At 65.8% G+C, this 25,253-nt stretch carries 20 protein-coding genes and 1 pseudogene; 10 read left to right on the top strand and 11 right to left on the bottom strand.

Annotated features, from left to right (window positions below):
* Nucleotides 1–20 precede the first annotated feature (20 nt).
* On the bottom strand, nucleotides 21–509 hold the full coding sequence (locus ACVILH_RS33195; protein WP_456716657.1) for a hypothetical protein: 489 nt from the start codon (nucleotides 507–509) through the stop codon (nucleotides 21–23).
* Between the two features lie 268 nt (nucleotides 510–777).
* Here ACVILH_RS33195 and ACVILH_RS33190 point away from each other — a divergent pair, with 268 nt between their 5' ends.
* Nucleotides 778–1,668, top strand: a complete 891-nt coding sequence (locus ACVILH_RS33190; protein ID WP_456716656.1) for a hypothetical protein — start codon at nucleotides 778–780, stop codon at nucleotides 1,666–1,668.
* 24 nt (nucleotides 1,669–1,692) lie between these two features.
* Here the strand turns inward: ACVILH_RS33190 and ACVILH_RS33185 are convergent, their stop codons facing one another.
* From ACVILH_RS33185 to ACVILH_RS33175, 3 genes are all read right to left on the bottom strand, one after another.
* Nucleotides 1,693–2,229: a hypothetical protein gene (locus tag ACVILH_RS33185; protein ID WP_456716655.1), complete on the bottom strand. Its 537-nt coding sequence runs from the start codon at nucleotides 2,227–2,229 to the stop codon at nucleotides 1,693–1,695.
* Between the two features lie 13 nt (nucleotides 2,230–2,242).
* Nucleotides 2,243–3,418 (bottom strand): zinc-dependent alcohol dehydrogenase, encoded by a 1,176-nt coding sequence (locus tag ACVILH_RS33180; RefSeq protein ID WP_456716654.1) that lies wholly within the window; start codon nucleotides 3,416–3,418, stop codon nucleotides 2,243–2,245.
* A 171-nt stretch (nucleotides 3,419–3,589) separates the two neighbouring features.
* Nucleotides 3,590–4,006, bottom strand: coding sequence for a hypothetical protein (locus ACVILH_RS33175; RefSeq protein ID WP_456716653.1), 417 nt, complete (start codon nucleotides 4,004–4,006; stop codon nucleotides 3,590–3,592).
* A gap of 305 nt (nucleotides 4,007–4,311) precedes the next feature.
* Here ACVILH_RS33175 and ACVILH_RS33170 point away from each other — a divergent pair, with 305 nt between their 5' ends.
* Complete coding sequence (locus ACVILH_RS33170) at nucleotides 4,312–5,610, top strand: TadE/TadG family type IV pilus assembly protein (RefSeq protein WP_456716652.1); 1,299 nt, start codon at nucleotides 4,312–4,314, stop codon at nucleotides 5,608–5,610.
* Nucleotides 5,611–5,623: 13 nt separating this feature from the next.
* Here the strand turns inward: ACVILH_RS33170 and mdoH are convergent, their stop codons facing one another.
* Nucleotides 5,624–7,753, bottom strand: a complete 2,130-nt coding sequence (gene mdoH / locus ACVILH_RS33165) for a glucans biosynthesis glucosyltransferase MdoH (protein WP_456716651.1) — start codon at nucleotides 7,751–7,753, stop codon at nucleotides 5,624–5,626.
* A complete protein-coding gene (locus ACVILH_RS33160) occupies nucleotides 7,741–9,246 on the bottom strand; it encodes a glucan biosynthesis protein G (RefSeq protein ID WP_456716650.1) in 1,506 nt (501 codons plus the stop codon). Before ACVILH_RS33160 ends, mdoH begins: the two co-directional genes overlap by 13 nt.
* A 542-nt stretch (nucleotides 9,247–9,788) precedes the next feature.
* Between ACVILH_RS33160 and ACVILH_RS33155 the strand changes: the two genes are divergently transcribed.
* A complete protein-coding gene (locus ACVILH_RS33155; RefSeq protein ID WP_456716649.1) occupies nucleotides 9,789–9,995 on the top strand; it encodes a hypothetical protein in 207 nt (68 codons plus the stop codon).
* 7 nt (nucleotides 9,996–10,002) lie between these two features.
* Nucleotides 10,003–11,949: a caspase family protein gene (locus ACVILH_RS33150; protein ID WP_456716648.1), complete on the top strand. Its 1,947-nt coding sequence runs from the start codon at nucleotides 10,003–10,005 to the stop codon at nucleotides 11,947–11,949.
* Between the two features lie 904 nt (nucleotides 11,950–12,853).
* On the opposite strand, the gene ACVILH_RS33145 is transcribed toward ACVILH_RS33150, so the two are convergent.
* Complete coding sequence (locus ACVILH_RS33145; protein WP_456716647.1) at nucleotides 12,854–14,299, bottom strand: helix-turn-helix domain-containing protein; 1,446 nt, start codon at nucleotides 14,297–14,299, stop codon at nucleotides 12,854–12,856.
* A 195-nt stretch (nucleotides 14,300–14,494) separates the two neighbouring features.
* On the opposite strand from ACVILH_RS33145, the gene ACVILH_RS33140 reads away from it, so the two are divergent.
* Both ACVILH_RS33140 and ACVILH_RS33135 read left to right on the top strand, forming a co-directional pair.
* Nucleotides 14,495–14,701: a DUF4170 domain-containing protein gene (locus tag ACVILH_RS33140; RefSeq protein WP_006612464.1), complete on the top strand. Its 207-nt coding sequence runs from the start codon at nucleotides 14,495–14,497 to the stop codon at nucleotides 14,699–14,701.
* Between the two features lie 242 nt (nucleotides 14,702–14,943).
* On the top strand, nucleotides 14,944–15,492 hold the full coding sequence (locus ACVILH_RS33135) for a hypothetical protein (RefSeq protein WP_456716646.1): 549 nt from the start codon (nucleotides 14,944–14,946) through the stop codon (nucleotides 15,490–15,492).
* A 5-nt stretch (nucleotides 15,493–15,497) separates the two neighbouring features.
* Here the strand turns inward: ACVILH_RS33135 and ACVILH_RS33130 are convergent, their stop codons facing one another.
* On the bottom strand, nucleotides 15,498–16,382 hold the full coding sequence (locus tag ACVILH_RS33130) for a metallophosphoesterase family protein (RefSeq protein ID WP_456716645.1): 885 nt from the start codon (nucleotides 16,380–16,382) through the stop codon (nucleotides 15,498–15,500).
* Between the two features lie 76 nt (nucleotides 16,383–16,458).
* Here ACVILH_RS33130 and ACVILH_RS33125 point away from each other — a divergent pair, with 76 nt between their 5' ends.
* From ACVILH_RS33125 to ACVILH_RS33110, 4 genes and pseudogenes are all read left to right on the top strand, one after another.
* Nucleotides 16,459–17,022, top strand: coding sequence for an NUDIX domain-containing protein (locus ACVILH_RS33125; RefSeq protein ID WP_456717151.1), 564 nt, complete (start codon nucleotides 16,459–16,461; stop codon nucleotides 17,020–17,022).
* Nucleotides 17,023–17,070: 48 nt separating this feature from the next.
* Entirely contained in the window at nucleotides 17,071–18,003 is a 933-nt protein-coding gene (locus tag ACVILH_RS33120) for a glycosyltransferase family 2 protein (protein WP_456716644.1), read from the top strand.
* Nucleotides 18,004–18,109: 106 nt separating this feature from the next.
* Nucleotides 18,110–19,277 (top strand): annotated as a pseudogene (locus ACVILH_RS33115) (M20 aminoacylase family protein).
* 93 nt (nucleotides 19,278–19,370) lie between these two features.
* Entirely contained in the window at nucleotides 19,371–19,883 is a 513-nt protein-coding gene (locus tag ACVILH_RS33110) for a GNAT family N-acetyltransferase (RefSeq protein WP_456716643.1), read from the top strand.
* A 130-nt stretch (nucleotides 19,884–20,013) separates the two neighbouring features.
* On the opposite strand, the gene ACVILH_RS33105 is transcribed toward ACVILH_RS33110, so the two are convergent.
* From ACVILH_RS33105 to ACVILH_RS33095, 3 genes are all read right to left on the bottom strand, one after another.
* Nucleotides 20,014–22,338 carry a TonB-dependent receptor domain-containing protein gene (locus ACVILH_RS33105; RefSeq protein ID WP_456716642.1) on the bottom strand — a complete coding sequence of 775 codons (2,325 nt, stop codon included), beginning with the start codon at nucleotides 22,336–22,338 and terminating at the stop codon, nucleotides 20,014–20,016.
* 160 nt (nucleotides 22,339–22,498) lie between these two features.
* The gene (locus ACVILH_RS33100) at nucleotides 22,499–22,870 is read right to left on the bottom strand and encodes a DUF2946 family protein (protein WP_456716641.1); all 372 of its coding nucleotides are present in this window, start codon (nucleotides 22,868–22,870) and stop codon (nucleotides 22,499–22,501) included.
* Nucleotides 22,871–23,070: 200 nt separating this feature from the next.
* Entirely contained in the window at nucleotides 23,071–25,134 is a 2,064-nt protein-coding gene (locus ACVILH_RS33095; RefSeq protein WP_456716640.1) for a hypothetical protein, read from the bottom strand.
* Between the last annotated feature and the right edge of the window lie 119 nt (nucleotides 25,135–25,253).

Below are 25,253 nucleotides of genomic sequence, written 5' to 3'. Positions count from 1 at the left end.
CCGGACCGTCGCCTGCGCCGTCAATCGGTGAGCTCGTAGACCAGATGTCCGGGCCCGACCAGCCGGGCGGTGAAATTCACGGTGCGGCCGGCGAGCGCCGCGAAGCGGCCGGATGCCAGCCGAAAGACGACCTTGCCGGTGGCCTCGGAGATCGCGGGCGCGCCGTCCTTCATCAGCACGGAGCCCTTGCCTTCGGTCAGCACGGCCACCGCATGGCCGTCGGGGCTGCGATGGATGCCGGCGCCATACAGATACGTCCCCTTCTGGTTTTCCCATTCGGAGGCGACATTGGCCGTGTAGGTCGCCCCCTTCATCAGGCCGTCGGTGCCGACGCAGGAATATTGGAAGCTGACCAGCATGTGGCCGGGGCGATCGCTGATCGGCTCGAGCCCCAACGTGCCGACGATCGTGCAGTCGTAGCGGGCGATGGTGTCGGCGCGCGCCGTGCCCGGGCCTGCCAGCAAGCCGAGCGCCAGCCCTGCGGCGCAGGCGCGACGGAACGATCTCATAGCGTGTCCCCCGACCTCATGATGACCACGACATTACTACCTGAAAGGGCCGGCATGTCTCGCCCTTTCTTGTCAGTTGCGCCGCGCCCCGTGCGAGGCGGCCGTCGCCGGCAGCAATGGCCGATTCGTGCGCCGGACATTAACCACGCCACGCTGACATGCCTGCTCGCGACCGGCGAATAAGCCTGAGTTTAACGCATCACGGGTGAGATCGGAGGCCAAGACAGACGCGCATGTTGCGCGCGGGGAAGTCGTCAGGAGCGGAAAAGTGAGAGCGCTTTGTTTTGGCGCGTTGGCCGTCATATCAGCCTTGTCACTGGCGGGCTGCAGCCATCCGGTGACGCCGCAACTCGCCTCGCCTTGTGTCGATCTCAGCGGCGGGCCCTGCACGGATCGTCCGGTCGCCATCCAGCCGCCGTCGTCTGCGGAGCCGGAGAAAGCGAGCCGCAAAGCTCCAACCGGCGTGGCGCGCCGCGCGGCCCTGCAGCGCAAGCATGCGCGCGCCGCCAAGCGCCGCGCCGCGGCTCAGGCCGTCGCGGCCAAGTCGGAGGCCAAGCCAAATCCGACGCCAAATCCGAAGCCGGCCGATCCGGTCATTCGGACATCGCGGCCCGATCCCATTCCTCCCGCCGATGGCACGCCCGTGGCCGCTCCGCCGCCATCCCCTGCCAATGTTGCTGCCAAGGATGCCCCGCCCAAGGACGCTGCGCCAAAGGATGCTGCGTCCAAGGATGCTGCTGCAAAGGCGGCTCCGGCAAATGCGGGCAAGGTCCAGACCGAGGTCATGGTGGCCGCCGTCACGGTGGCGGCCGAGCTGGCCGAGCGCATGACTGCACTACGTGTGCCCGAAGGGCCGGCCGACAGCCATCTCGTCGCCGTGCTGCTGGCGCGGCCCAATGTCCGCGGCGTGACGGATCTCAGCGGCAAGGTGATCGCCATCGACGAGCGCTATGCCAAGTCCAACGCCAAGATCACCGCGGCGATGAATGCGGCCGGTGCGTCCGAGGTGCTGCTGCTGGAAGGGCAGGCGACCGCGATCACGCGCCTCAGCAATGGCGAGGTGAGCGCCGCGGTCGTCGCGCTGGCCTCGCCCGAGGCCGCGGAAGCCTTCCCGAAGATCGCAGGCTTCCGCCTGTTCACGGTGGCGCTGAAGCCGTAGCGCCGCGCGACCGCGCGAGCGGCCTCAGGTCGCGACGGTGCTTTTCGGCTTCGGGAGAGCGGCGCCCCTGACGGCGGTGATGCCCTTCGGGAAGCCGCTGCGATCAGTGTACAGCCGCTTGCGGCCGCGCCGCGGATCATGCTGGGCCGCGACGTCTTGCGCCGCGATGTAGTCGAGCACGGTGATGCCGCCGACCATCACCAGCGCCGCCATCACGGTGCCCACGCGCGGATTGCTCGGCCTGACCTCGCCGAGCAGCGTGGCCATGTCCAGCCCGTCGCCGGCGACCCGGCTCCACAGCCCGGCCTTCTTCTCCACCGACAAGGTCATCACGCCGGCGAGCAGCTCGCGCACGCCATAGGCGCGCACCAATCCCTCGCGGCCCTCCATGCCCAGCGCGTTGGTGACGCGATGCGGCGCCAGCAGCTCCAGCGTGCCGAGCGCGATCGAGAACCAGCCGAGCCCGCGCGCCAGCCGGTCCGCCGATGTCAGCGAGCTTGGGCCTGTCGAGATGATCTTGGGATCGCCCTTGGAGCGGACGAGATTCGAGAAATGAAACATGCTGTACGATCCCTTATGGCTTCAACACGACCTTGACGCAGCTGTCCTGCTTGTCGCGGAAGGCGCGATACATCTCAGGACCCTGCGCCAGCGGCACGGTGTGGGTGATGACGAAGGACGGATCGATCTGACCGTCCTCGATCCGCCGCGTGAGGTCGTCGGTCCAGCGGTTGACGTGGGTCTGGCCGGTCTTGATCGACAAACCCTTGTTCATCAGCGCGCCCATCGGCACCATGTCCGACAGCCCGCTATACACGCCTGGGATCGAGATGATGCCGCCGGGACGGCAGACATAGATGATCTCGCGCAGCACGTGCGGCCGGTCGTTCTCGAGCATGAACATCTGCTTGGCGCGATCGAGCAGGGTGTCCGGCTGCGCCGTGCTGACGTGGCTCTCGAGGCCGACGCAGTCGATGCACTTTTCCGGACCCTTGTTGTCGGTCAGCTCGTTGAGCCGGCCGACCACGCTCTCCTTGTCGAAATTGATCGTGATCGCGCCGCCGGCCTCGGCCATCGCCAGCCGCTCGGGAATGCGGTCGATCGCGATCACTTGCTTGGCGCCGAGCAGAATGGCGCTGCGGATCGCCATCTGGCCGACCGGGCCGCAGCCCCACACCGCTACCGTATCGTCAGGCTCGATGTCGCATTGCGCCGCCGCCTGCCAGCCGGTCGGGAAGATGTCGCTGAGGAACAGCGCCTGCTCGTCGGTCATGCTCGCCGGCACCTTGATGTGCGTCGCATCGGCGTAGGGCACGCGGAGATATTCGGCCTGGCCGCCGGGATAGCCGCCGGTCAGATGGGTGTAGCCGAACAGGCCCGCCGTGGTGTGGCCGAACACCTTCTCCGCCATGTGCTTGTTGCGGTTGGTGGTCTCGCACACCGAGAAATTGCCGCGCTTGCACTGGTCGCATTCGCCGCAGATGATCGTGAAGGGCACGACGATGCGGTCGCCCTTCTTCAGCTTGCCGTTGACGCCGGAGCCGACCTCGACGACCTCGCCCATGGTCTCGTGGCCCATGATGTCGCCGGGCATCATCGCCGGAATGTAGTTGTGGAACAGGTGGAGATCGGAGCCGCAGATCGCGCAGCTCGTCACCTTGATGATCGCGTCGCGCGCGTGCTCGATCTCGGGATCGCTGACCGTGTCGCAGCGGATGTCCTCTTTGCCATGCCAGACCAGCGCCTTCATTCCCATCTCCGCGTCGAAAAAGACCTCCGGAGAAAGTCGGCGACGCGGCGATGGTTGCTAGGAACGGCAAAATTTTCGGGACAGCAATAGCTGCGCGATCCTGCGCCCTGGTGAGGCATCGCGCGGAGTGGTGATCCTTCGGCAGGCGTCCGTCTCGGTGGGGCGTCCGGGTCAGTCCTTCGCCTTCGCCGCCTTCTTCGCCGCGGCCCTGGCAGGCGGCTTATTGGTGGACTTCTTGGCAGCCTTCTTGGCCGCCTTGTCTGACGGCTTCGCCGCCGGAGCGTCGGCCGGCCTGTCGGCCTTCTTCTCGGGCGTCTTCGGCAACTCCGCCGCGGCGGCCTGTCGCATCGCGCGGGCATAGCTGTCGGCGACGTTGTCGGCGGAGATCAGCAGCCGGCGTGCGGCCGCATTGGCCTGCTCGACCGCCTCGCGGGCCAGCATCTTGAACCGCTCCTTGGCGTCCTTGTCCTTGGCCTTCATGGCCAGCCCGTTGAAGCGGTCCTTCCGCTTCTTGGCCGCCGCCAGGATGGTCTTGTTCTGCTGCTTGGCCAGTTGCCGGATCACGGCATCAAGATCGGCATCTGCCATCGTCGTCCCCAAACACCCCTGAAGAATCAGCGCAACGGCGCTGAAAAGCGGCGGGACTATGCTATCGGCGACCTCGCTTTGCAATCGTGGTACCGGAGGAGGGGGCGGCGTATCCCCGCCTGAGCGGCCCTGCGCCGCGCCGGACGCGCCGCATATCAGACATGCGGTGCCAGGACGGTGCAGCCGCACCGTTTAGGACAATCGGAAACACGGTGTAACCGACTCTCTGCAATTCAATCAATTCCAATGCAACGCTTGGCCAGCAACATCCCGCCCAACAGATCTTGTTTGTTGGGAGCGTGGCCGTGTCGGCCGGAAAACCTTACCTTACGATTCTCTCGCGGTTCCGTCGTGACGAGAGCGGTAATATCGCCGTCATCTTCGCCATCGCATTGCTGCCGATCCTCGCCTTCATCGGCTCGGCGATCGACTACTCGATGGCGGTGCGCGCCAAGGCCAAGCTGTCGGCCTCCCTGGACGCCGCGATGCTGGCAGCGACCGGTTATGCCGCCATGCGCGGATCGGCCTCGGACGCCAAGACCGCGGCGACCAACATGTTCAACGGCCAGATGGCCGCCCACAATCTGACGGCGAACGCCATCAACATCACCATCACCGACAGTGTGAGCGCGCGATCCGTGGTCGGCAGCGCCAATGTCGTCGTCAAGACGATCTTCATGTACATGTTCGGCTATCCGACCATGACGATTGCGACGTCGTCGTCAGCCTCGGCGTCGTTCCCGACCTACATGGATTTCTACGTTCTGGTCGACAATTCGCCGTCGCAGGGCCTCGGCGCGACCACGGCCGACATGACCAAGCTGCAGAACGCGACCTCCGACAAATGCGCCTTCGCCTGCCACGACGTCTACACGTCGAGCACGAAGAAGACGCTGCAGACCAACAGCTACTATCAGATCGCCAAGAACAAGGGCGTGACGATGCGGATCGACGTCGTCCGGAGCGCAGCGCAGTCGCTCACGGATACCGCGACCTCGAGCCAGGTCGTCAGCAATCAGTACCGCATGGCGTTCTACAGCCTCGGCAGCGACTGCGGCTCGCTCGGTCTGACGACCGTGGCCAGCCTGTCGTCGAGCATGTCCGCGGTGAAGTCGTCGCTCAGCTCGCTCGATCTGATGACCATCCCCTATAGCGGCTACAACAACGACCAGTGCACTGATTTCGACGGCGCGATGTCCGCCATGAGCGGCGTGATTCCGTCGCAGGGCGATGGCTCGTCGACGAGCCCGCAGAAATGGCTGTTCTTCATCTCGGACGGCGTCGCCGACTATAATTATCCGACCACCTGCAGCAAGACGACCGTCTCGGGCGGCCGCTGCCAGGAGCCGCTGAACACCGCCACCTGCACCGCGCTGAAGGCGCGCGGCATCAAGATCGCGGTGCTCTACACCACCTATCTCGCGATCACCAACAATAGCTGGTACACGACCTATATCGCGCCCTGGCGCAACGACATCGGCACCGTGATGAAGTCCTGCGCCAGCCCGGGCTATTATTACGAGGTCGATTCCAGCGGCAGCATCGGCGCGGCGCTGACGGCGCTGTTCCAGCAGGCGATCGCCTCGGCCCATCTGACGAAGTAACGCGTCTCCTCGCTCACGCCGGAAGCGCGACGAGCTGCTCCAGCGCGGCGCGGTCGTTGAGCACCGCCAGCGTCTCCCGGCGCGACAGGAAGCGGGTGGCCTGCGCGAAGGTGCCGGCCTCGGCGATCCGAGCTCTCGCGGTAGCGAGGTCGACGTCGATGTCACCCGGCTCGCGCGAGCGTGGCGGCGGCAGCGAGGCGAGGTGCTGGCGGCGTAGCGCGGCGTTGTCGCGCAACTCGGCGAGGGCCGCGCGTCGCTCCGGCCGCTGCTCCCCGGCGAGCGCCTTGGCGCGCAGCAGCACCGGCGGCGGCGTGCGATCCTCGGGAGTCGTGAACAGGCGCGCGCCCAGTCCGCGGCCGGCGGTGAGCAGGCCGAGTGGAATCGCGAGCACGAGGCCGGCGATGACAGGCGACATCCAGGCCAGCAGCGGCAGCGACACGGCATAGGCGCTGGCCGCCATCACCAGGCCGCACACCGTCGGCAGCGTGAACTTGCGGACGATCTCCCGGCGGCTGATGCCGCCATCGCTGCGCCGCTGCACCTGCCAGCCGGCATCGCGGCCGAGCAGGATCTCGATCACGGCGACCGACTGGAAGATCATCATCGACGGCGCGATCAGCGCGGCGAGCACGGTTTCGACCAGCACCGCCGCGCACAGGCGGAAGGCCCCGCCGAAGCCGCGGCGCACGGACGGCGTAAACAAAGTGGCGAGACAGGCCAGCAGCTTCGGAATCATCAGCAGGCCCAGCGTCGCGCCGAACACCTGTGCCGCGAGCACGGGATCCTGCGCCGGCCAGGACGGAAACAGCGCAAAGCCCTTGGGAAAGTATTCGGGGCGGACGAAGTTGGCCTGCAGCGAGATCAGGATGCCGAGCACAAGAAAGGCGAGCCACAAGGGCGCGGTGACATAGGCACCGATGCCGATCAAGAGATGCAGCCGCGATACCCAGTGCAGCCCGCGCGCCGGCAGCACCGCGAGATGCTGCAGATTGCCCTGGCACCAGCGCCGGTCGCGCGCGGCATAGTCGATCAGCGACGGCGGCACCTCCTCGTAGCTGCCTCCAAGCTTCACCGTCATGTAGATGCCCCAGCCCGCGCGCCGCATCAGCGCTGCCTCGATGAAGTCGTGGCTGAGGATGTGGCCGCCGAACGGTTTTCGCCCTGATAGCTCCGGCAGCGCCGCGTCCTGCGCGAAGGCGGCCACACGGATGATGGCGTTGTGGCCCCAGTAATTGCCTTCGCCGCCGTACCACCAGGCATTGCCGGAGGCGATGATCGGACCATAGAGCCGGCCCGCAAACTGCTGCAGCCTTGCAAACAGGCTGCCGCCGTTGACGATCACCGGAAGCGTCTGGATCAGGGCGGCCTGCGGCGTCTGCTCCATCGCATGGGCCAGCCGCACCACGGTGTCGCCGCTCATCAGGCTGTCGGCATCGAGAATGATCATGTGCGCATAGGCGGCGCCGAACCGCCGCACCCATTCGGCGATGTTGCCGGACTTGCGCGCGACATTGTCGGCGCGATGCCGGTAGTACACGCGGGCGTCGCCGCACGCCTCGCGCAGCGCCAGGAACGCGGCCTCCTCGCCGATCCAGATATCGGGATCGGTGGTGTCGCTGAGCAGGAACCAGTCGAACTGCTCCGCCTGGCCGGTTGCGGCCACCGACTCGATCATGGCGCGCAGCCGCACCATCACCGCGTCGGGATCCTCGTTGTAGGTCGGCAGCAGCATTGCGATGCGGCTGGACAGCACGGGAAGGGGCCCGCCGACATCGATCGGGATCGTCTCCCGCGGCCGCAGCAGCATCACGCCGAACCCCGCCAGCGCGGTGACGAACGCGAAGGCGATCCAGGCGAGCAGGATCGTGAACAGCACGAGCACCATGCCTTCCAGCACGGTCACGCCGCCGACCTCGACGACCTCGTACATCTTGGCGCAACCCGCGCCCGTCAGCGCGGCGGTGGCGGCAAGCACGAGGCCGCGGCGCAGTGCAACGCCCATGCCGCTATTGATCGTCCGTGCGCCGGACGGCAGCTCGGACAACGGCGAGGGCGCCATCGCGCACGGCGCCTCCGCAGGCAGGAACTCGGCGCCACGCTCGACCAATGGCTGGCGCGGCAGGCGTGCGCTCACGGCGTCCATCGGTAGATCCATGTCTCCGAGACGAGCTTGTCGCTCGCGAACAATTCGGCCCTGAGCTCGACAGGCGCATCCTTGGCGGCGCATTGGAAGCTCAGGCGCCATCCGCCGGTCTCGGGATTGGGCTGCGCGACCACGTTCGTCACCTCGGTCTTCTCGGCACTGACGACGGCCTTGACGGCGGCGGGATCGAGCCCCTTGAGCGCGTCGCCCGAAAGCTCAAGCACGAACAGCCGTCCTTCGCCTTGCGCGGCGACGCCGGTCCGGGTGAAGCGCGCCAGCGCATGCGGCTTCGGCATGTCCGGGCCCCAATGCAGGCGATAGGTCATGTTGTGCTCGCCCTTGGCGGCGAGCGGCGTCTTCGGCCGCCAGAACGCGGCGATGTTGTCGTGGATCTCCTGCTTGGTCGGAATCTCGAACAGCACCACGGCGCCTTCGCCCCAATCGCCGATCGGCTCGATCCACAGGCTCGGCCGCTGCTCGAAATGCGACTCCAGGTCCTGATAGGCGGCGTAGCTGCGCTCGCGCTGCATCAGGCCGAAGCCGCGCGGATTGAGGTCGTTAAACACGCTGACCTGCAGGTCGCGCGGATTGCTCAGGGGACGCCAGATCTGCTCGCCCTTGCCGTTGAACATCGCGAGCCCGTCGGAATCGTGCACCGCGGGGCGGAAATCGTCGCCGTCGCTGCGGTCGTTCGGCCCGAACAGGAACATGCTGGTCATCGGCGCCAACCCGCCATGCGCGATCTCGACGCGCGGATACAGCGAGGCCTCGACGTCGAACACCGTGGTTTCGCCCGGGCGGATGGTGAAGCGGTAGGAGCCGGTGGCGCTCTTGCTGTCGAGCAGCGCATGCACGACCATCGCGGTCGCGCCCTGCGTCGGCTTCTCCAGCCAGAACGCCTTGAAGACCGGGAATTCCTCGCCCTTGGCCTCACCGGTGTCGATCGACAGCCCGCGCGCCGAGAGCCCGTAGAGCTCGCCCTTGGCGACCGCGCGAAAATAGCTGGCGCCGAGAAAGACGCAGACCTCGTCGTAGTAGTCCGGCCGGTTCATCGGCGTGTGAATGCGGAAGCCGGCGAAGCCGAGATCGGCCGCCGGAAACGCCGGCACCTGCGGACCGAATGCAAAATCCTCCGGACGATAGGCCACGGGCTTGGCCTGTCCGTCCACGACCTCGTAGATGTCGACGCGGTCCTTGTAGATGAACCCGCGATGAAAGAACTGCGCCTGGAACGGCAGCTTCTCATCCCGCCACAGCGCATGCTCGGGCAGGAAGCGGATCGAGCGATAGGCATCGTAGTCGAGCTTGGCGAGCGCATCCGGCAACTTGTCGTCCGGTGCGGCATAGGGCTTGGCGGCAAGCGCGCGCGCGAGATCGCGCAACGAGGCCGCGCTGAACGGCTGCGCCGCCGGCGCCGCTGCTGATGCGCGCTGCGCCAAGGATGCAGCGACCGGGATCGCAGCCGCAGATTGAATGAACTGACGGCGATTCAACTTAGTCTCGCTTTGCTGTGTGGAACTGCGGAGCAACTTTCCTGAAGGCCTGCGGTTCCACTTCAATTCAGGCTTGACGGTGCCGAGCTTGACAGAAGCGCCATGAACCAACGCTGAGCGGCAGCTCGGCGCTGGTTCGTAATTGTCGATCGCTTCGAGGATGGAAGAGTTTAGACGCGTATTGGCGGAGGCTCTTCAGCGGCCCGGCCCTTCAATGTCGCAACTGGCGCAAATGTCGCGGCTCAATTTCAGCGCGCCGCGTGGGACCCGTCCCGCCCTTGGAATGGCCGTGCGTGTCTGGAAACTTCGACTGTTCTGCTGAGACAGCAATATGACGTAGCGCGGACAGGGTTGCCCAGGTCCGGTATCATTCCCAGTGGTAAGCCTCAATCGCGGATTGCTTCCTTATTCCTATTCCATTTCAGGTGATCTGTGCAATGATATCAGCTGCCAGCAGCTTGGACGCTGGCCGAAGAGGGGCACCGGCGCGAGCGCAACACATATTTTCAGCCGGTGCGAATTTAGCGGGGGGTTAGTTGTAGATGGCGAAGAAGATACTTCCTATTGGACTGTTTTTAATCGCCGCAGTCCTGTTCTATGTCTATTACGATACCAAATTACCGCCTGGGGTCCAGGCGAAGGGCGGCGATGACTGGGTGAACATCATGTCACTCGTCACGTCGATCGTCTCCATGATCGGGAGTATAGTCTCCGCCATTTATCAGGTGCTCCAACATCGCAAGGGGTAATCTTCCCATGCTTAGGGTAGCGCTGACGCTTTCCATTCTGGCTCTGAGCTGCGGCGTTGCCTCGGCGGGCATCGACGAAACCTATATCCGCCCGGCGGGGCTGCCGTCGTGGTCGGATGCCTATCAGAAATTCTTTGGGAGCAACGAGTTCGGCAAGAGCTACGCCGTGGTCATCGGGGTCGGGGACTACGATGCCTATCCGAAGCTCGATGCTCCCGCGTCGGATGCGGAGCGCATGCGCGACTTTCTGCGCGACGATGCTGGGTTCGACTATATCGTGACGTTGACCGACGAGCGGGCGTCTCGATCGCGGATCGAGACGCTGATGGAGAAGACGCTTCCGAAGCTCGTCGGTGCCAATGATCGATTTCTGCTGTACTTTTCCGGTCACGGAGAGACCAGGCAGCTCGCTGGCGGCTCGAAGCGCGGATACCTCATCCTGAAGCCCGCGGGTAAGGAGGATTGGGATGAAATGCTGGACATGCCGCGCGTCATGCAATGGTCGGAGAATGTCGGCCAATCGCGGCATAGTCTGTTCATTCTCGATGCGTGCTTCAGCGGGCTTGCGGCGGTACAAGCGAAAGGCACGGTCCGGGATCAGACCATCAGTCGTCTCTCTCAACCTGCGCATCAACTGGTGACGGCAGGCGTCGAGGACGAGCAAAGCTTCGCGAGCCAAGGCGAGAGCCTGTTCACGAAGGCCTTCATCGAGGCGGCGCGCGGGACGCGACGGCCCGCGCCTGACGGCGTTGCCTCGCTGAGCGAGATCATGCTCGATGTCGGGCGATCGATCGACGAATATCGCTCCGCGACAGGGATGAAGCGACGGATGTCGCCGCGGCAGTACCTGCTCAGTGTTCGAAACAATGCTGGTGAGTTCTTTTTCTTGCAGAAGGAGCGTTTGGAGAAGAGGGACGGCAAGGCACCGACTTCACCCCGAAAATCAGATGAACCAACTCCGAAAGGAGGAGACGGGCAGGCCGGTTTGCCGGACCGCAAGATCCCCGGAGGCGATAGCGCCCGCATTCCCAATCGAGTGACGCTTGAGCGTGATACGGTGCTGTTCGATCCTGCCACAGGGAAGCCTCTGCTCTGGTTTTCCCGCGCCAGCCTCGATTATGAGTTCTTCGACGGTCCTGGATTTCACCCTAGAACCGGCGAAAAGCTTCTGCCCTTCGGCAGCGAGGAAGCCAAGAAGTTCGACAAGCAGAATGCCGAGCGAGCGGAGGCCATCCGCAAGGAAAAGGAGCAGCTGGAAAAGTCACGAGCGGAACGAGAGGCCCGCGATGCGGCCGCCAAAGAGGCGCTCGCGAAGAAGCAGGAGGAAGAGCGGAAGTCGAGAGAGGTCGAGGCGGCCCGCGCGTCTGAGGCAGGCCAGCGCTGCGACGAATTGGCGGCCAATCCGAATGACAAGAACAAGGCTGGTGCGGGAGTCTCGTTCGCTGTTCTGAAGTCGCAGGCCTCAGAAGCCGTCAAGACATGCGAGCTTGCGACGAGACAGGCTGCCAACGAACTGCGCTTCAAATATCAGCTCGCACGTGCTCTTCAGTTCTCGGATCGGACGCGAGCTTTCACGTTGTTCCAAGAGTTGGTCTCGAGGCGTTACCCCGCTGCCTACGACAATCTGGGATGGATGCATCTGACCGACAAGAACAATCCTGCGCAGGCCGTCTCGATGTTTCGGTCAGGCGTGCAGGTCGGTGATGTCGATTCCATGGTGAGCCTGGCCGAGATGATCGACCGTGGCCAGGCGTCGCCCGCCAATCCGTCGGAGACGAAGATGGAGCTGTGTCGTCGTGCATCGGAGCTGGGGCATCTCGGCGCAGCTCAATGTTATCAGGCAGAGGTCGCTAAGCTGGAGCAGGCAGAAAAGGACCGTGTGCAGAAGCTCGAGCAGCAGAAGGTGATGATGGAGGTCATCGGCACCGTCTTGCAGACCGTCACCAAAAGATAGCTGGCCGGCAAAGTCCCCGCCGGAGCGAAACGGCTGAACAGCACGTCCGGGCACGAACTGCGCCCCCAGAGCTATAACTCGTGCTTCATCACCGCTTCCGGCAGCATCTCGCGACGTTTCCGGCCGTGCGCGTACGGTCGATTTGTCTCCGCTCTATCAATGAGATGATCTCTGTCCAGATCCCAACGCAAAAATATTCCGCTTGGCGCGTCGGGCAAATCAGCCGCATCTTTCCGCCCGTCCCGCCTCGATCTGAGGGACGTATCGCGGTCGTCACGAGCGTTGATGTGGGATGCGATGGGCGTGTCGGGCTGCAGCGCGAGCGATCGTGCGGACGAACAGCTCGGTGCGCACGGTCAAGCCGTGTGGTCCTGATCTCCCGGTGCTGAGATCAAGTTCGCGCCGACGATGGCGCTGGCGACAGGGGCAAGACAGCCGGTCCCTGGGGAGAGCACGGAGTAAGTCGTAAAGCCATCGCGCAGGGAAGGCCGGGATGTCCCAGCCAAACCTGTGGTTCCTGCCCCGTGCATTTCCTTCCGCACGGGGGCCATGGGGGCGGCGCGCTCCCGGTCTTCCCTGCGCCCTCTGTGTCGAGGGGGCAAACTATCAGTAAGGCTCGGGCGCGGATGCGCCGCGAGAACGTGACCGCATGGGTTTTCTCACGAGTCTCCGCTTTATCGGTCTTTACCTCAGACATTTGGGGCGTTGTGACGAACAATTCTGCTCGTTAGTTACTCCGTCATGCCCGGGCTTGTCCCGGGCATCCATGTCGCTCCCAGCATGCCGAACGACGTGGATGGCCGGGACAAGCCCGGCCATGACGACGAGGAGACAGACGAGCCCAAAACACCGATTGATAAATGCGACAGCCGTGCAGGGGATGACGGAGGAGAGAGCGTTGGCCTCACAACTCCCGTGCATTGCTGAACGCGAACGAACTGACGCGGCGCGTTGTCTCATCCAGGATCAGCGTGCGCGTGATCGGCGGCTCGGCGCGTTGGGCGCAGTTTTCGCGCTCGCAGAGCCGGCAGTTGACGCCGATCGGGGTGCCCTCGGCCGTCTCCAGATCCATGCCGGCGGCGTAGACGAGGCGCGACGCATGCCTGATCTCGCAGCCGAGGCCAATGGCGAAGCGGGGTTGCGGCAGCGGATGCGGCGCGACTGGGCGGCGCACCATCTGGGCGATCGAGAAATAGCGCGAGCCGTCCGGCAGCTCGATGATCTGCTTGAGCAGACGGTCCGGCGTGTCGAAGGTCGAATGCACGTTCCACAGCGGGCAGGTGCCGCCGAACTTGGAGAACGGGAACGTGCCCGACGAGAACCGCTTGGAGACGTTGCCGGCATTGTCGACGCGCAGCATGAAGAACGGAATGCCGCGCGCATTCGGGCGCGACAGGGTGGTGAGGCGGTGGCAGACCTGCTCGAAGCCGGTGCCGAAGCGCTGCGCCAGCACGTTGATGTCGTAGCTCAACGCTTCCGCCGCATTGAGGAACGGCGCGTAGGGCATCATGACGGCGGCGGCGAAGTAGCTCGCCAGCGTCATGCGGTAGAGCCGGCGCGAGGTGTCGTCGATCGCGCCGGCGCGGCCGATGATGATCTCGAACTGCGGCAGGCACTCGGCCATGCCCAACTGCACCGCGAGCTGGAAGGTGCGGCCGGGACCGTCGACGAGCTCGGAGATCAGCAGCTGACGGCGGTGGCGGTCGTAGCGGCGCAAGGTCTCGCGCATCACGTCCACCGGCATCACGCGGGTCTGCACCGAATGTTTTTCGCGCAAGCGCGCAGCGAGCGCGGCATAGAGCCCCTCGGCCGGAACGTCCAGCGCGTCGCGCAGCGTTTCCGCCTGCTGCTCGAGCTCGGCGAAGTAGTTGCGGTTGGCCTCGATCAGGTCGCGCACCCGCTCGATCGGGTTGGCCTCGAAATGGCCGCCGGCGTTGCGGTCGGCCATCTGCGCCGCCACCAGCGTCTCGCCGCGCCGCGCCTCGGCGTAGGCCGCGTAGAGCCGTTGCAGCGCATGCGTCACGCCGGGGCAGAGCTCGGCGAGATCGCGCAGCTCCTGTTTCGGCAACTCGATCTGGCGGAACAGCGGATCGGAGAAGATCTCGTTGAGCTCGGCGAAGAAGCGGTCCTCGTCGGCGGTCGCGAGGTCGCGCAGATCGAGATCGTAGACCTCGGCCAGCCGCAGCAGGATCTGGGCCGACACCGGCCGCTGGTTGCGCTCGATCAGGTTGACATAGCTCGGCGAGATGCCGAGACCCTCGGCGAGCTGGGTCTGCGACAGGCCCAATTGCTGGCGGATGCGGCGGAAGCGTGGGCCGACGAACAGCTTCTTTCCGGACTCACCGGCCATCGCGCTCTCCCGCGGGCCGCGCGGCCCTGGATTTGTGACAATATTTACAAAATGACATTTGTTACAAGTGATGATGTTACATGACATCACCATTCAAAAACAAGGCCTCTATACGAAGCTGCCGGTTTCGCGTTTATCTCTGGTCACGCAAATCGCAATGCATTGTCAAAGTTGTGACGGTTGAAGGAGGGTCTCATGACCAGCAATTTCTGGGTGATCGGCGGCGAGTTCGGCTCGATGAATTTCCACAAGCTGGTGGAGGGCTCGGCCCAGGTGAAGGGCCCGTTCAAGTCGCGCAAGGAAGCCGAGGATTGCTGGCGCGAGGTCTCCGAGGAGAACCGCCACAAGGCCGGCGTCCGCTTCTCGATCGTCGAGGAGCCGCAGCGCGCTCCGGCCGCCTGAGGCGGTCCGAGAAGGGAAGCCTTGCCGGGTGTCTGAATAAAGCTCGAGGAAGAGCCCAAGGACGGGGCGGTCTCAGCCGGGTCACACCGGAGGAGGCCGCCCACGTCCGTTTTGGGATGCTGATTATCTCAGCGTGCGTATAAGCCTTTGAAGACAAATGGTGTTTGCGGAATACTGGGTTACTGATAGGTTAATGGGAGAAATCCTGGCGAAACCAGGGCCGAACCGTGAAAGCGTCAGTGATGTCCGAGGCCCCCGACAGCAGCACCGAACCCCGTCCCGTGCGCCTGCGCGAGGCGCTGCGCCAGGCCCGGCTGGAGGCCGCGGACCGAACCGGCGTGGTGGTCGATCTGCGCGACGCGGAAGTGGCGCGGCTGGAGATCCTCAGCGACGCGCTCGATCCCTTGTTCGCCGAGATCCCCAACCAGATCGATCTGTTCGATCGCGGCATCAGCCAGGGCGAGACGCCGCGGCTGTGGATCGACGTCGTCGCCCACATCGTGATGGGGCGCGACAAGCGGCAGTACCGCTTCGTGCAGGACACCCGCAACGGCCGCATCGTGCTGGCCGAATCGCACGACATCGGCGCGATCGTGAAGGCTGTCACCGACTACGTTGCCCGCCGCATGGTCGAGCGCGAGCGCGCCTTCAGCGTCGCGCGCGAGCAGGCGCGGGGGGACGGCGAGCCGCGGCGCGGGCGATTCTGGCCGTTCGTGCTCGGCTTCGTGCTGGGCGCGGCGTCGTTGTTCGGCTTCGCGCTCTACGAGAGCCTGAAGCCGATTTACTTCTGAGGCTGTCAGAGCAGGCGGATCTGACGGATCTCCCGCACGCGCCGCGCGTCGTTTACCGAGCGCACGGTCATGTCGCAGCGCCAGTGATTGCCTTCGGGCGCGACGGCGAAGATGTTGTAGGCGGCGGCGGGGTAGTGGCCGTGCGCGAGCGACGACGCCGAGGGCACGCCGACCACCGGAATCTTGCGCTCCGGGCCGTCGATCCAGATCGTCGAATGCACATGGTCGTGGCCGTGCAGCACCAGCTCGACGCCGTGGCCGGCGAGCAGCGCGATCAGCTCCTTGGAATCGGTCAGTCGCTTCATCCGATTGGCCGAGCGCAAGGGATGATGCACCAGCAGCACGCGAAACAGCGGCTCATGCGCGAGCGACGAGAGCAACTGTTCGAGCGCTGCAAGCTGCGCGCTGCCGATCCGGCCCGTGGCCATGAACGGCGCCGACGGCACCGCGGAGGACAGGCTGATCAGCGCCAGCGGCCCGCGCCGGCGCAGAGACGGGAACGTCGCCGGGCCATCGGTGTCGCCGCCGAAATAGGCGGCAAAGCTCTCGGCGAAGCGCAGCCGCGTCGAGCGGACATAGGCGTCGTGATTGCCGGGGATCGCGGTGACCTTGTCCGGTGGCCCGACCGTCTTGAGCCACGCCTGGGCGACGGGGAATTCGGATTCCAGCGCGAAGTTCACGAGATCGCCGGTGACGGCGATCTGGTCCGGCATCTGCGCGTGCAGGTCGGAGATCAGGAGATCGAGGATGTCGCGGCGGTGATATTTGTAGCGGTTGCGCGTCCAGTTGAAATAGCCGAGCGCCCGCTTGCCGGCGAGCTCGGACAGGCGCGGCCGGTGCAGCGGCGCGAGATGCGGGTCGGACAGATGGGCGAGCGTGAAGGCGGCCATCACCGGTTCCGGCGCCAATGGCGGATGCGTGCGCGCGCAACGGTCATGTCGTGCTATCCCTCATGCTGGCGCTCTCATGGCAAGCCCGGCCGTCGAGCGCAAGACCAACCGGGGATCACGCGATTTGACGACAACACAGCTCAGCAGCTTGCGGATCCGGTTCGAGCCGGTGCTCCGGCGCGGATTTCACCTCTACTGGCGCTTCGCCCGGGGCATGACGCTCGGCGTCCGCGGCGTGGTGCTGGATGCCGAGAACCGGGTGTTTCTGGTCCGGCATGGCTACGTGTCGGGCTGGCACCTGCCGGGCGGCGGTGTCGAGGTCGGCGAGACGTTCCTGGAGGCGCTGGAGCGGGAGCTGTTCGAGGAGGGGCGGATCGCGCTGGCCGGCGAGCCGGAGCTGCACGGCATCTTCCTCAACAGCCACGTCTCGCCGCGCGACCACGTCGCCGTGTTCGTTATCAAGAGGTTTACGCAGGATCGCCCGCCGGAGCCCAACCGCGAGATCGTCGAGACCGGCTTCTTCGCTTTCGATGCTCTGCCCGAGGGAACGACGCTGGGCACGCTGTCCCGCCTGCGCGAGGTGCTGGATGGCGTTAAGATCATTCCGACATGGCGGCCCGAAGGCGCCGGGCCATTATGAGATTCTGCACCGAATGCGGGCACTCTCCCGGCCATGGGAGACGGGTTCATGAGCTCACAACCGATGCGGATCGCCGTGCTGGTGCCCTGCTACAATGAAGAGGCGGCGGTCGCGACCGTGGTCCGCGACTTCAAGCAGGCGCTGCCGACGGCCGTCGTTTACGTCTATGACAACAATTCCAAGGACCGCACCGTCGAGGTCGCGCGCGCGGCCGGCGCCGAGGTGCGCAGCGAGCGGCGGCAGGGCAAGGGCCACGTTGTCCGCCGCATGTTCGCCGATGTCGATGCCGACATCTACGTGCTGGTCGACGGCGACGCGACCTATGACGCGCCGAGCGCGCCTGTGATGATCGAGCGGCTCGTGAGCGAGCGGCTCGACATGGTCGTGGGCCTGCGGGTCGACCAGGAGCAGGCCGCCTACCGCATGGGGCATCGCACCGGCAATTGGATGCTGACGAGCTTCCTCGCCGAGGTGTTCGGCCAGGCCTTCAAGGACATCCTCTCCGGCTACCGCGTGTTCTCGCGCCGCTTCGTCAAATCCTTCCCCGTGCTGTCCGACGGCTTCGAGATCGAGACCGAGCTCACCGTGCACGCGCTGGAATTGGCGCTGCCGGTGGCTGAGATCGCGACGCCGTATTATGCGCGGCCTGAAGGCTCGGTGTCCAAGCTCAACACCTGGCGCGACGGTTTCCGCATCCTCAACACCATCCTCAAGCTGTACCGTTCGGAGAAGCCGCTGCGCTTCTTCACCGCGATCGGCCTCTTCCTCGCCCTGGTCTCGATCGGCTTCGCGATTCCCATCTTTGTCACGTTCATTGAGACCGGCCTCGTGCCGCGGCTGCCGACGGCGGTCTTGTCGATGGGCCTGATGATTATGGCGCTGCTGTCGGCCTCGTCGGGCCTGGTGCTCGACACCGTCACGCGCGGTCGCCGCGAGATGAAGCTGCTGGCGTATCTGTCGCAATCACCGGCGGGAGGCTGACGCTGGGATCGAGGGGCTGCCATCGCGGGACCCAGGCTTGTGTCCGCCGGCCGTTCCGGCCATGGTTCGGGCCGGCCAACGTCGTGCAACGAGAACGTCATCTCCCATGCCCATCCTGAACAGCATCGCCGCGCTCACCGACGACATGGCGGCCTGGCGCCACGACTTTCATGAACATCCGGAGCTGATGTACGAGGTGCACCGCACCGCCGGCATCGTCGCCGAGCGCCTGCGCGAGTTCGGCTGCGACGAGGTGGTGACGGGCATCGGCCGCACCGGCGTGGTCGGCGTCATCCGCGGCCGCAAGACGGATTCCGGCCGCATCATCGGGTTGCGCGCCGACATGGACGCGCTGCCGATCGAGGAGGCCTCGGGCGTGCCCTACGCCTCGAAGACTCCGGGGCTGATGCATGCCTGCGGCCATGACGGCCACACCGCGATGCTGCTCGGCGCCGCCAAGCATCTCGCCGACACCCGCAATTTCGACGGCACCGCGGTTCTGATCTTCCAGCCCGCCGAGGAGGGTGGCGCCGGCGGCAAGGCGATGGTCGACGACGGCCTGATGACCCGCTGGGGCATCCAGGAGGTCTACGGCCTGCACAATGCGCCTGGCGTGCCCGAGGGCGTGTTCGCGCTGCGGCCGGGTCCGATGCTGGCCTCGTCGGACCAGCTCGAGATCACCGTGCACGGCAAGGGCGGTCATGCCGGCGCCGGCGTCCACAAGGCGGTCGACAGCGTGCTGATCGCCGCCCACATTATCACCGCGCTGCAATCGATCGTGTCGCGCAACGTCGATCCGATCAAATCCGCCGTCATCTCGATCTGCATGGTCGAGGCCGGCAAGGCGATGAACGTCATCCCGGAGACGGTCGAGCTGAAGGGCACCGTGCGCACGCTCGATCCCGAGGTGCAGGACCTCGTCGAGCGCCGCATCGCCGAAGTCGCCGACGGCATCGCCCTATGGCGGCACGGCGACCACCAAGTATACGCGGCTCTATCCGATCACGATGAACCATGCGCGCGAGGCCGGCGTCGCCGCGGATGTCGCCCGCGATATCGTCGGCGCCGAGCGCGTCGTCGACAACGCGCCGCCGCTGATGGGCGCTGAGGATTTCGCCTTCATGCTGCAGGCGCGTCCCGGCGCCTTCGTCTTCCTCGGCATGGGCGACGGCAAGGACTGCCATCATCCGGCCTATCGCTTCAACGACAACATCCTCGGCCACGGCGCGTCCTATTGGGTGCGGCTGGTCGAGAAGACGATGCCGGTGGAGTGAGCCGATGCCGGAACTCGGCGGTCGGCTCGCCGCCGGGTTTAGGAGAGGGAGCCATGGACCGCGCCGCTTGGGGATGCTATCCCGCCACCCCACATGAGTGACCTGTCCATTACGATCTCCGCCGAGAAGCCGGGCGATGCGCAAGCGATCGAGCGGCTGCATGAACGTACCTTCGGCCCCGGCCGCTTCGTGCTGAGCGCCTACCGCCTGCGCGAGCATGTCGACCATCTGCTCGCACTGTCGTTCACCGCCCATATCGGCACCTTGCTGGTCGGCTCCGTCCGGCAGCTTCCGATCTGCGTCGGCGATACCAAGGCGCTGATGCTCGGGCCCCTGACGGTCGAGCCGCCGTTCCGCAAGCACGGCATTGGCCGCATGCTGATGGAGCGCTCGATCGCGGATGCGCGAACGCAGGGCCATCGCTTCATCCTGCTGGTCGGCGACGCCGCCTACTACACCCGCGCCGGCTTCAAGCCGGTGCCGAAGGGCCGGGCGACCATGCCGGGCCCGGTGGACTACAACCGGCTGCTGGTGAACGAACTGGTCGAGGGCGCGTTCGATGGCGTCGAGGGCGAGATCCGGCCGGATTGGGACTACGCGAAGTAATCGCGGTCTCTCCGTCATTGCGAGCGAAGCGAAGCAATCCAGAGTCCCATCCGGACTCTGGATTGCTTCGTCGCTTCGCTCCTCGCAATGACGCGGAGAGGGAGCGCTGCTCCCCCTCCGCCGCCGTTGCTCAGAACTTCAGATTCGCGAAGATCCGCACGCCGATGCCGGGCAGCAGGACCTCGTCCTTGGTGTAGGACACGGAGTTGCGGATCTTCTCGTTCAAGAGATTGTTGCCGACCATGCCGACCAGCATCTCGCGCGCGCCGAACATGTTCGGATCGAGCTTGGTGCGGTAGCTGACCTCGGCCTTGAGCAGATTGTAGCCCGGCGTCGGCGTCTCCGCGATGGCAGCCACGTCATTCTGCGCGAAGGCATGCAGCAAATTGATCCGCGTCAGCCAGTTGGCATCGCGCCAGAACAGGCCGCCGCCGACGCGCATCGGCGGGATGCGCGGCACGTTGGTGCCATCGGGGAAGGTGGCGCGGACGACGTCGAACTGGTTCTCGATGCCCCAGATGCCGCTGCCGAGCTGGGAGACGTCGTACTGGCTCTGGAACTCGAAGCCGCGGAACAGCGCGTTGCGCTGCGAGTAGACCGCCTGGTTCAGCTCCGTGCCTGTCGTGCCGCAGGAGGCGAAGTCGCCGTCGCACATCACGCCGGTCAGCCGCCGGTAGATGAAGTTGCTGAACTGCGTGTAGTAAGCGGTGGCCTCGAAGCGGAACGGGCCGGTGGCCTTGCGCAGGCCGGCTTCAACGGTCTTGGCCGTCTCGATGGTCAGGTTCGGATTGCCGATGTCGAACGTTGCCGTCGCATCATGGCCGCCACGCGAGAACAGCTCGGCCGCCTTCGGCGCGCGCTCGACATATTGCGCGGTGACGCTGGCCACGAGATCGCCGGGCAGGTTCTGCAGCAGGCCGACGCTGGCGCTCTTCGGCGTATACGACGGATTGCGCGCGATGTTGGCCTGCGGCGTGCCATCCGGCAGATAGTCGACCGGGAAGTTCGGCGTCGAGCCGTTCAGCGACACATGCTCGATGCGGCCGGCGATCTGCGCCTTGGTCGAGGGCGTAAACGCAAGCTCGTTGAAGACGTAGCCAGCGACGCGATTGTTGGTGTTGGGACCGAACAGGCCGTTGAACACCGAGCCGGGATTGTCGGGGCTCGGCGCATTCAGCTCCTGGTGTCCGGCCTGCACGCCATAGGCGGTCGTCAGCGTGGCGAAGCGCAGATTGACGGGCATCATCTGCATTTCCACGCGCGCTTCCTGCTCGCGGTTGGTGAAGGTCTGGCGCACGCCGTCGGTGGTGGGATCGGTCGTATCGGCCAAGCCGATCTCGTTGTGCCGGTAGTCGGTCGCGCCGGCCCAGAAGCGGATGGCGTCGATCGCGGCGGAGTCCGGACGGTACTCGCCCTTGGCGGTGATCTTGGTCTGGTGGGCGTCGATCCGGGTGCGGCTGTCGGCGCCGTCGATGCCGGGGATGTGGTAGAGCGCATCGGTCTGCTGGATCGCAGCACCGATGAAGCCGCCGGTGAAGAAGTAGCTGCCGCCGATCGAGGCACCATCGTTCTGCACGGCCGAGTTGGGCTGGCGGCCGTTCACCGGACGGGTCTGGTCGAACCTATAGGGATAACCGGGGATCGAATAGTCGCCGGTCTTGCGGCCGTAGGCGTCGGCGTGGAGCGCAAAATTGCCGCCGCCGGCGTCGAGCAGCACGCCGCCTTCGACGCCGCGATCGACGGAGCTGACGGAGGTGCGCGTCTCCGCGGTGACGCAAGGCGCGGCACCCGCGGCCGGCGCGCTCGCCGGCAGGCCGTAGGTCTGGAAGGGCGTCGTCGAGCAGGTCGGCAGCGCCTGGGGAATGCGATTGTTGGTGGCGCTGACGACGCCGCCGATCGAGGTCGAGCCGTAGCGCAGCGCCGCGGGACCGCGGACAACCTCGATCTGGTCGCTGGTCAGCGGATCGATCGGGACGAAATGGTCCTCGCCGAGATCGGAGGCGCCGCCGCCACCGATGCCGTTCTCGACGATGCCGACACGGTTGACGTCGAGGCCGCGGATGATCGGCCGGCTCGATGCGCCCGGCGCGAAGCTCGATCCGGTGATGCCGGGCTTCGAATTGAGGAGATCGCCGAGCGTGGCGGCGCCGGAGCGGCGCAGCTCCTCGTTCGGCACCACCGTGACCGTCGCGAACTGGTCGGTGACGATGGGCGTCACGCCCTGCTGCGGCGGAGGCGGCGCGGTCTGAGCCTCGCGTGGCGGCGCCGGAGCGCGCGTGCCTCGGCCGGCCACGCGGGCCGTCGGATTGGGCCGCGGCACCACCGGTTTGCGGGCGCGGATCGGGCTCGGTGCCGTCACGTTGACCTCGGGCAGCTCCGCCGCCGGCTTGGGATCATCGGCACGCGCGCTCGCGCCCAAAACGCACAATATGGCTGCGGCGCTGCAGCCCGACATCAAAGCTCTCGGCAACATTCTTCCATTCCTGATCCTGATCAGGCGTCCCACATCGTCTGTCTGCTGGTGGGATGCGCCTGCCGTCGCCGTGCGACGGGGTCCATTCCTTCGCCGGCCGATGCGCGGAAGCGCAGCGTCGCGGCGTATCGATTGGCTCGGATCAGGCGAGGGGAGGAGCGCGCGGCTGGAACGCGGTGTCGACGACGACAGCCGTGACTGAGGCGATGATCGCGTCGGGTAGACGGAAGGCGATCGCTTCAGGAAGCGTCAGAGCTGGCGCGGGCGACAGCAGGATTGCTTGCGCCATCGCCATGACGGCGCAGATCGCGCAGCCGTCTGCGGCAGGCTGCTGGTCGGGATCCTGGCTTACAGGCGCGGAGCCGGAGTGGATTTGCGCGGTTGTGGCGCGACCGTCATTCGAAGTTTGGCCTGCGAGCCAATGCACATGGCCGAAGGCGAGCGCGAACTGCAGCAGCAGCGCGAACAGCGCCAGCCGCGAGCCATCCTTGATGTTCGCGCGAAACCAGCTCATGGCCAGCTCTGGCTCATGTCGATCTGGCTCATGTCGATCGGCCACCCCGTTCAGCTGAGCAGCTCAGCATTTGTTACAATGTAACATCGCAGGCGGGGTGGTGCGGCGTCAATCGAGCGCTGGTGCGCATGCGCGGAATCGGAGCCATTGTGCTCTTCGCGCCACGCTGCCCGCGCCGGAAGGCGCGGGCGCCATGAGCCTCAGCGTCCCTCGCGAACCCAGGTCGCAGCGAGCGCGCCGAGCAGCAGCAAGAGGCCGATCACGCCGGCGAACATCGGCAGCACGCCGACACCCTTCACGACGCTGGCATCGCGCATCCGCACGCCCATCCAGCCGTCGCCGCTGAACAAGGTCGACGACTTCACCGGCACGATGCGCGGCATGTCGATGCCGGAGCCGTCGGCGATGCGGCGGGCATCGCCGCCGGTGGCCTGCGCCAGCGGCTTCAGGGTTTCGGTGGTCGAGGTGACCTCGGAGAACTCCTTCGGGTTGGTCGGGCCGACATTGATCAGCGCCTTCAACGTGCCGTCGGTCGCCTGCCACAGGCCGAGCTCGTTGGCCGGCAAGGTCGCGCGCCACTCGCCGGGATCGCCCTGCGCCAGCGTGAGTTCGCGCGTCTGGCCCGACGGCGAGGTCACCGTCACCGGCGGCACGGTGTCGCCCATGGTCTGCCTGACGACGACGAGATCCTTGCCCTGCATCTGCAGCCGCAGCGCCTCCTCGTCGAGATCCGGCTGCTGCATCAACCAATGCGACATGCGCCGGAGCAGATCGAGATGCGGGCCGCCGCCCTCATAGCCGCGCGCCCACAGCCAGATGTGGTCGGAGAGCAAGAGCGCAACACGGCCGGCGCCGAAGCGCGACAACAGCAGCAGCGGCTTGCCGTCCGCGCCGGTCATGACGGGCGGGCTGACAGCGTTGCGCGTCTCGACCGTGCGGAAGAAACGGCTCCAGCGCGGCGGCTCCGAGGCCGAGCCCTCCAATCCGCGGGTGACCGGATGGCGTTTGCCGGCGTCGGAGAGATGCGCGTAGAACGGCTTCTCGGTGACGCCGACCGGCTCGGCGGGCAGCACCGAATCCAGTGGCGTGCGCCAGATGCTGGTGTTCGACGCATAGTCCGGCCCGGCCGAGACCAGCACCGCGCCGCCATTCCTGACGTAGCGCGCGATGTTGTCGAAATAGGCGATCGGCAGCACGCCCTGACGGGCGTAGCGGTCGAAGATGATCAGCTGGAATTCGTTGATCTTCTGCTGGAACAGCTCGCGGGTCGGAAACGCGATCAGCGACAGCTCGTTGATCGGCGTGCCGTCCTGCTTCTCCGGCGGCCGCAGGATGGTGAAGTGGACGAGATCGATGCTGGCGTCCGACTTCAGAAGGTTGCGCCAGGTACGCTCGCCGGAATGCGGCTCGCCCGACACCAGCAGCACGCGCAGCTTGTCGCGCACGCCGTCGATCGACACCACCGCGCGGTTGTTGACGAGTGTCAGCTCGTTGTCGAGCGGCGAGGCCTCGATCTCGACGATGTTCTGGCCTTCATGCTTGACGTCGACGTCGATCTTCGACGTCTGCCCGCTGGTCATGGTGCGTTCGCTGATGACCTCGCCGTCGCGGCGGATCACGACCTTGGCGCTGGCACCGGTGACGCCCTGGTCGTCGAGACGGAAGCTGACAGTCTGCGGCTGGCCGACGATGCCGAAGCGAGGAGCTGCGGTGATTGCGACGCGGCGGTCGCGCTCGGCCTTCTGTCCGGTGATCAGCGCCTGCAGCGGCGCCTGGAAGCCGAGCGCGGCCATGTTGCCGGGAATGTCGTGGACGCGGCCGTCGGTGATCAGGAACGCGCCGGCGACGCGATCGACCGGCACGTCCGACAACGCCGAGGTCAGCGCGCCGAACAGATGCGTGCCGTCGGTCTCGCCATCGGCCTGGCCGGCCTCGACCACGCGCACTTCGAGACCCTTGATCTTCTTCAGGCTGTCGACCAGCGCCTCCTGGGCCGCCTGCGTCTGCTTGGTGCGATCGCCAAAATTCTGGCTCGGGCTCTTGTCGACGACGACGGCGGCGACCGAGGTGAGCGGCTCGCGGTCCTCGCGCGTGAACTGCGGATTGGCGAGCGCGAGCGCGATCAAGGCCAGTGCAGCGACGCGAATCCAGGCCGAGCGCGAGCGGCTGATCAAGAGCAGCGCGGCGATGACCACGATCGCGGCGATCGCGAGCCACAGCACGACCTGGGGAACGAGAGGCGTGAACGCGATGCCGTAGTTCATGAGGCAAACTCGCTGGCTTCGTCATGGCCGGGCTTGTCCCGGCCATCCACGTCGTTCTGCGTAAAAGGTGAGACGTGGATGCACGGCTCAAGGCCGGGCATGACGACCTTTGTTGTTGT

The sequence above is a fragment of the Bradyrhizobium sp. USDA 4353 genome (assembly GCF_054063215.1).
Note: the sequence above shows the minus strand (reverse complement) of the source record. Positions and strands in the feature narration are given on the sequence as shown.

Bases quoted from the DNA above. Each gene is read 5' to 3' on its own strand.
- ACVILH_RS33195 (WP_456716657.1), bottom strand. From the start codon at position 509: ATGAGATCGTTCCGTCGCGCCTGCGCCGCAGGGCTGGCGCTCGGCTTG.
- ACVILH_RS33185 (WP_456716655.1), bottom strand. From the start codon at position 2,229: ATGTTTCATTTCTCGAATCTCGTCCGCTCCAAGGGCGATCCCAAGATC.
- ACVILH_RS33180 (WP_456716654.1), bottom strand. From the start codon at position 3,418: ATGAAGGCGCTGGTCTGGCATGGCAAAGAGGACATCCGCTGCGACACG.
- ACVILH_RS33175 (WP_456716653.1), bottom strand. From the start codon at position 4,006: ATGGCAGATGCCGATCTTGATGCCGTGATCCGGCAACTGGCCAAGCAG.
- mdoH (WP_456716651.1), bottom strand. From the start codon at position 7,753: ATGGACGCCGTGAGCGCACGCCTGCCGCGCCAGCCATTGGTCGAGCGT.
- ACVILH_RS33155 (WP_456716649.1), top strand. From the start codon at position 9,789: ATGGCGAAGAAGATACTTCCTATTGGACTGTTTTTAATCGCCGCAGTC.
- ACVILH_RS33150 (WP_456716648.1), top strand. From the start codon at position 10,003: ATGCTTAGGGTAGCGCTGACGCTTTCCATTCTGGCTCTGAGCTGCGGC.
- ACVILH_RS33145 (WP_456716647.1), bottom strand. From the start codon at position 14,299: ATGGCCGGTGAGTCCGGAAAGAAGCTGTTCGTCGGCCCACGCTTCCGC.
- ACVILH_RS33140 (WP_006612464.1), top strand. From the start codon at position 14,495: ATGACCAGCAATTTCTGGGTGATCGGCGGCGAGTTCGGCTCGATGAAT.
- ACVILH_RS33135 (WP_456716646.1), top strand. From the start codon at position 14,944: ATGTCCGAGGCCCCCGACAGCAGCACCGAACCCCGTCCCGTGCGCCTG.
- ACVILH_RS33130 (WP_456716645.1), bottom strand. From the start codon at position 16,382: ATGGCCGCCTTCACGCTCGCCCATCTGTCCGACCCGCATCTCGCGCCG.
- ACVILH_RS33125 (WP_456717151.1), top strand. From the start codon at position 16,459: ATGGCAAGCCCGGCCGTCGAGCGCAAGACCAACCGGGGATCACGCGAT.
- ACVILH_RS33120 (WP_456716644.1), top strand. From the start codon at position 17,071: ATGAGCTCACAACCGATGCGGATCGCCGTGCTGGTGCCCTGCTACAAT.
- ACVILH_RS33110 (WP_456716643.1), top strand. From the start codon at position 19,371: ATGAGTGACCTGTCCATTACGATCTCCGCCGAGAAGCCGGGCGATGCG.
- ACVILH_RS33105 (WP_456716642.1), bottom strand. From the start codon at position 22,338: ATGTCGGGCTGCAGCGCCGCAGCCATATTGTGCGTTTTGGGCGCGAGC.
- ACVILH_RS33100 (WP_456716641.1), bottom strand. From the start codon at position 22,870: ATGAGCTGGTTTCGCGCGAACATCAAGGATGGCTCGCGGCTGGCGCTG.
- ACVILH_RS33095 (WP_456716640.1), bottom strand. From the start codon at position 25,134: ATGAACTACGGCATCGCGTTCACGCCTCTCGTTCCCCAGGTCGTGCTG.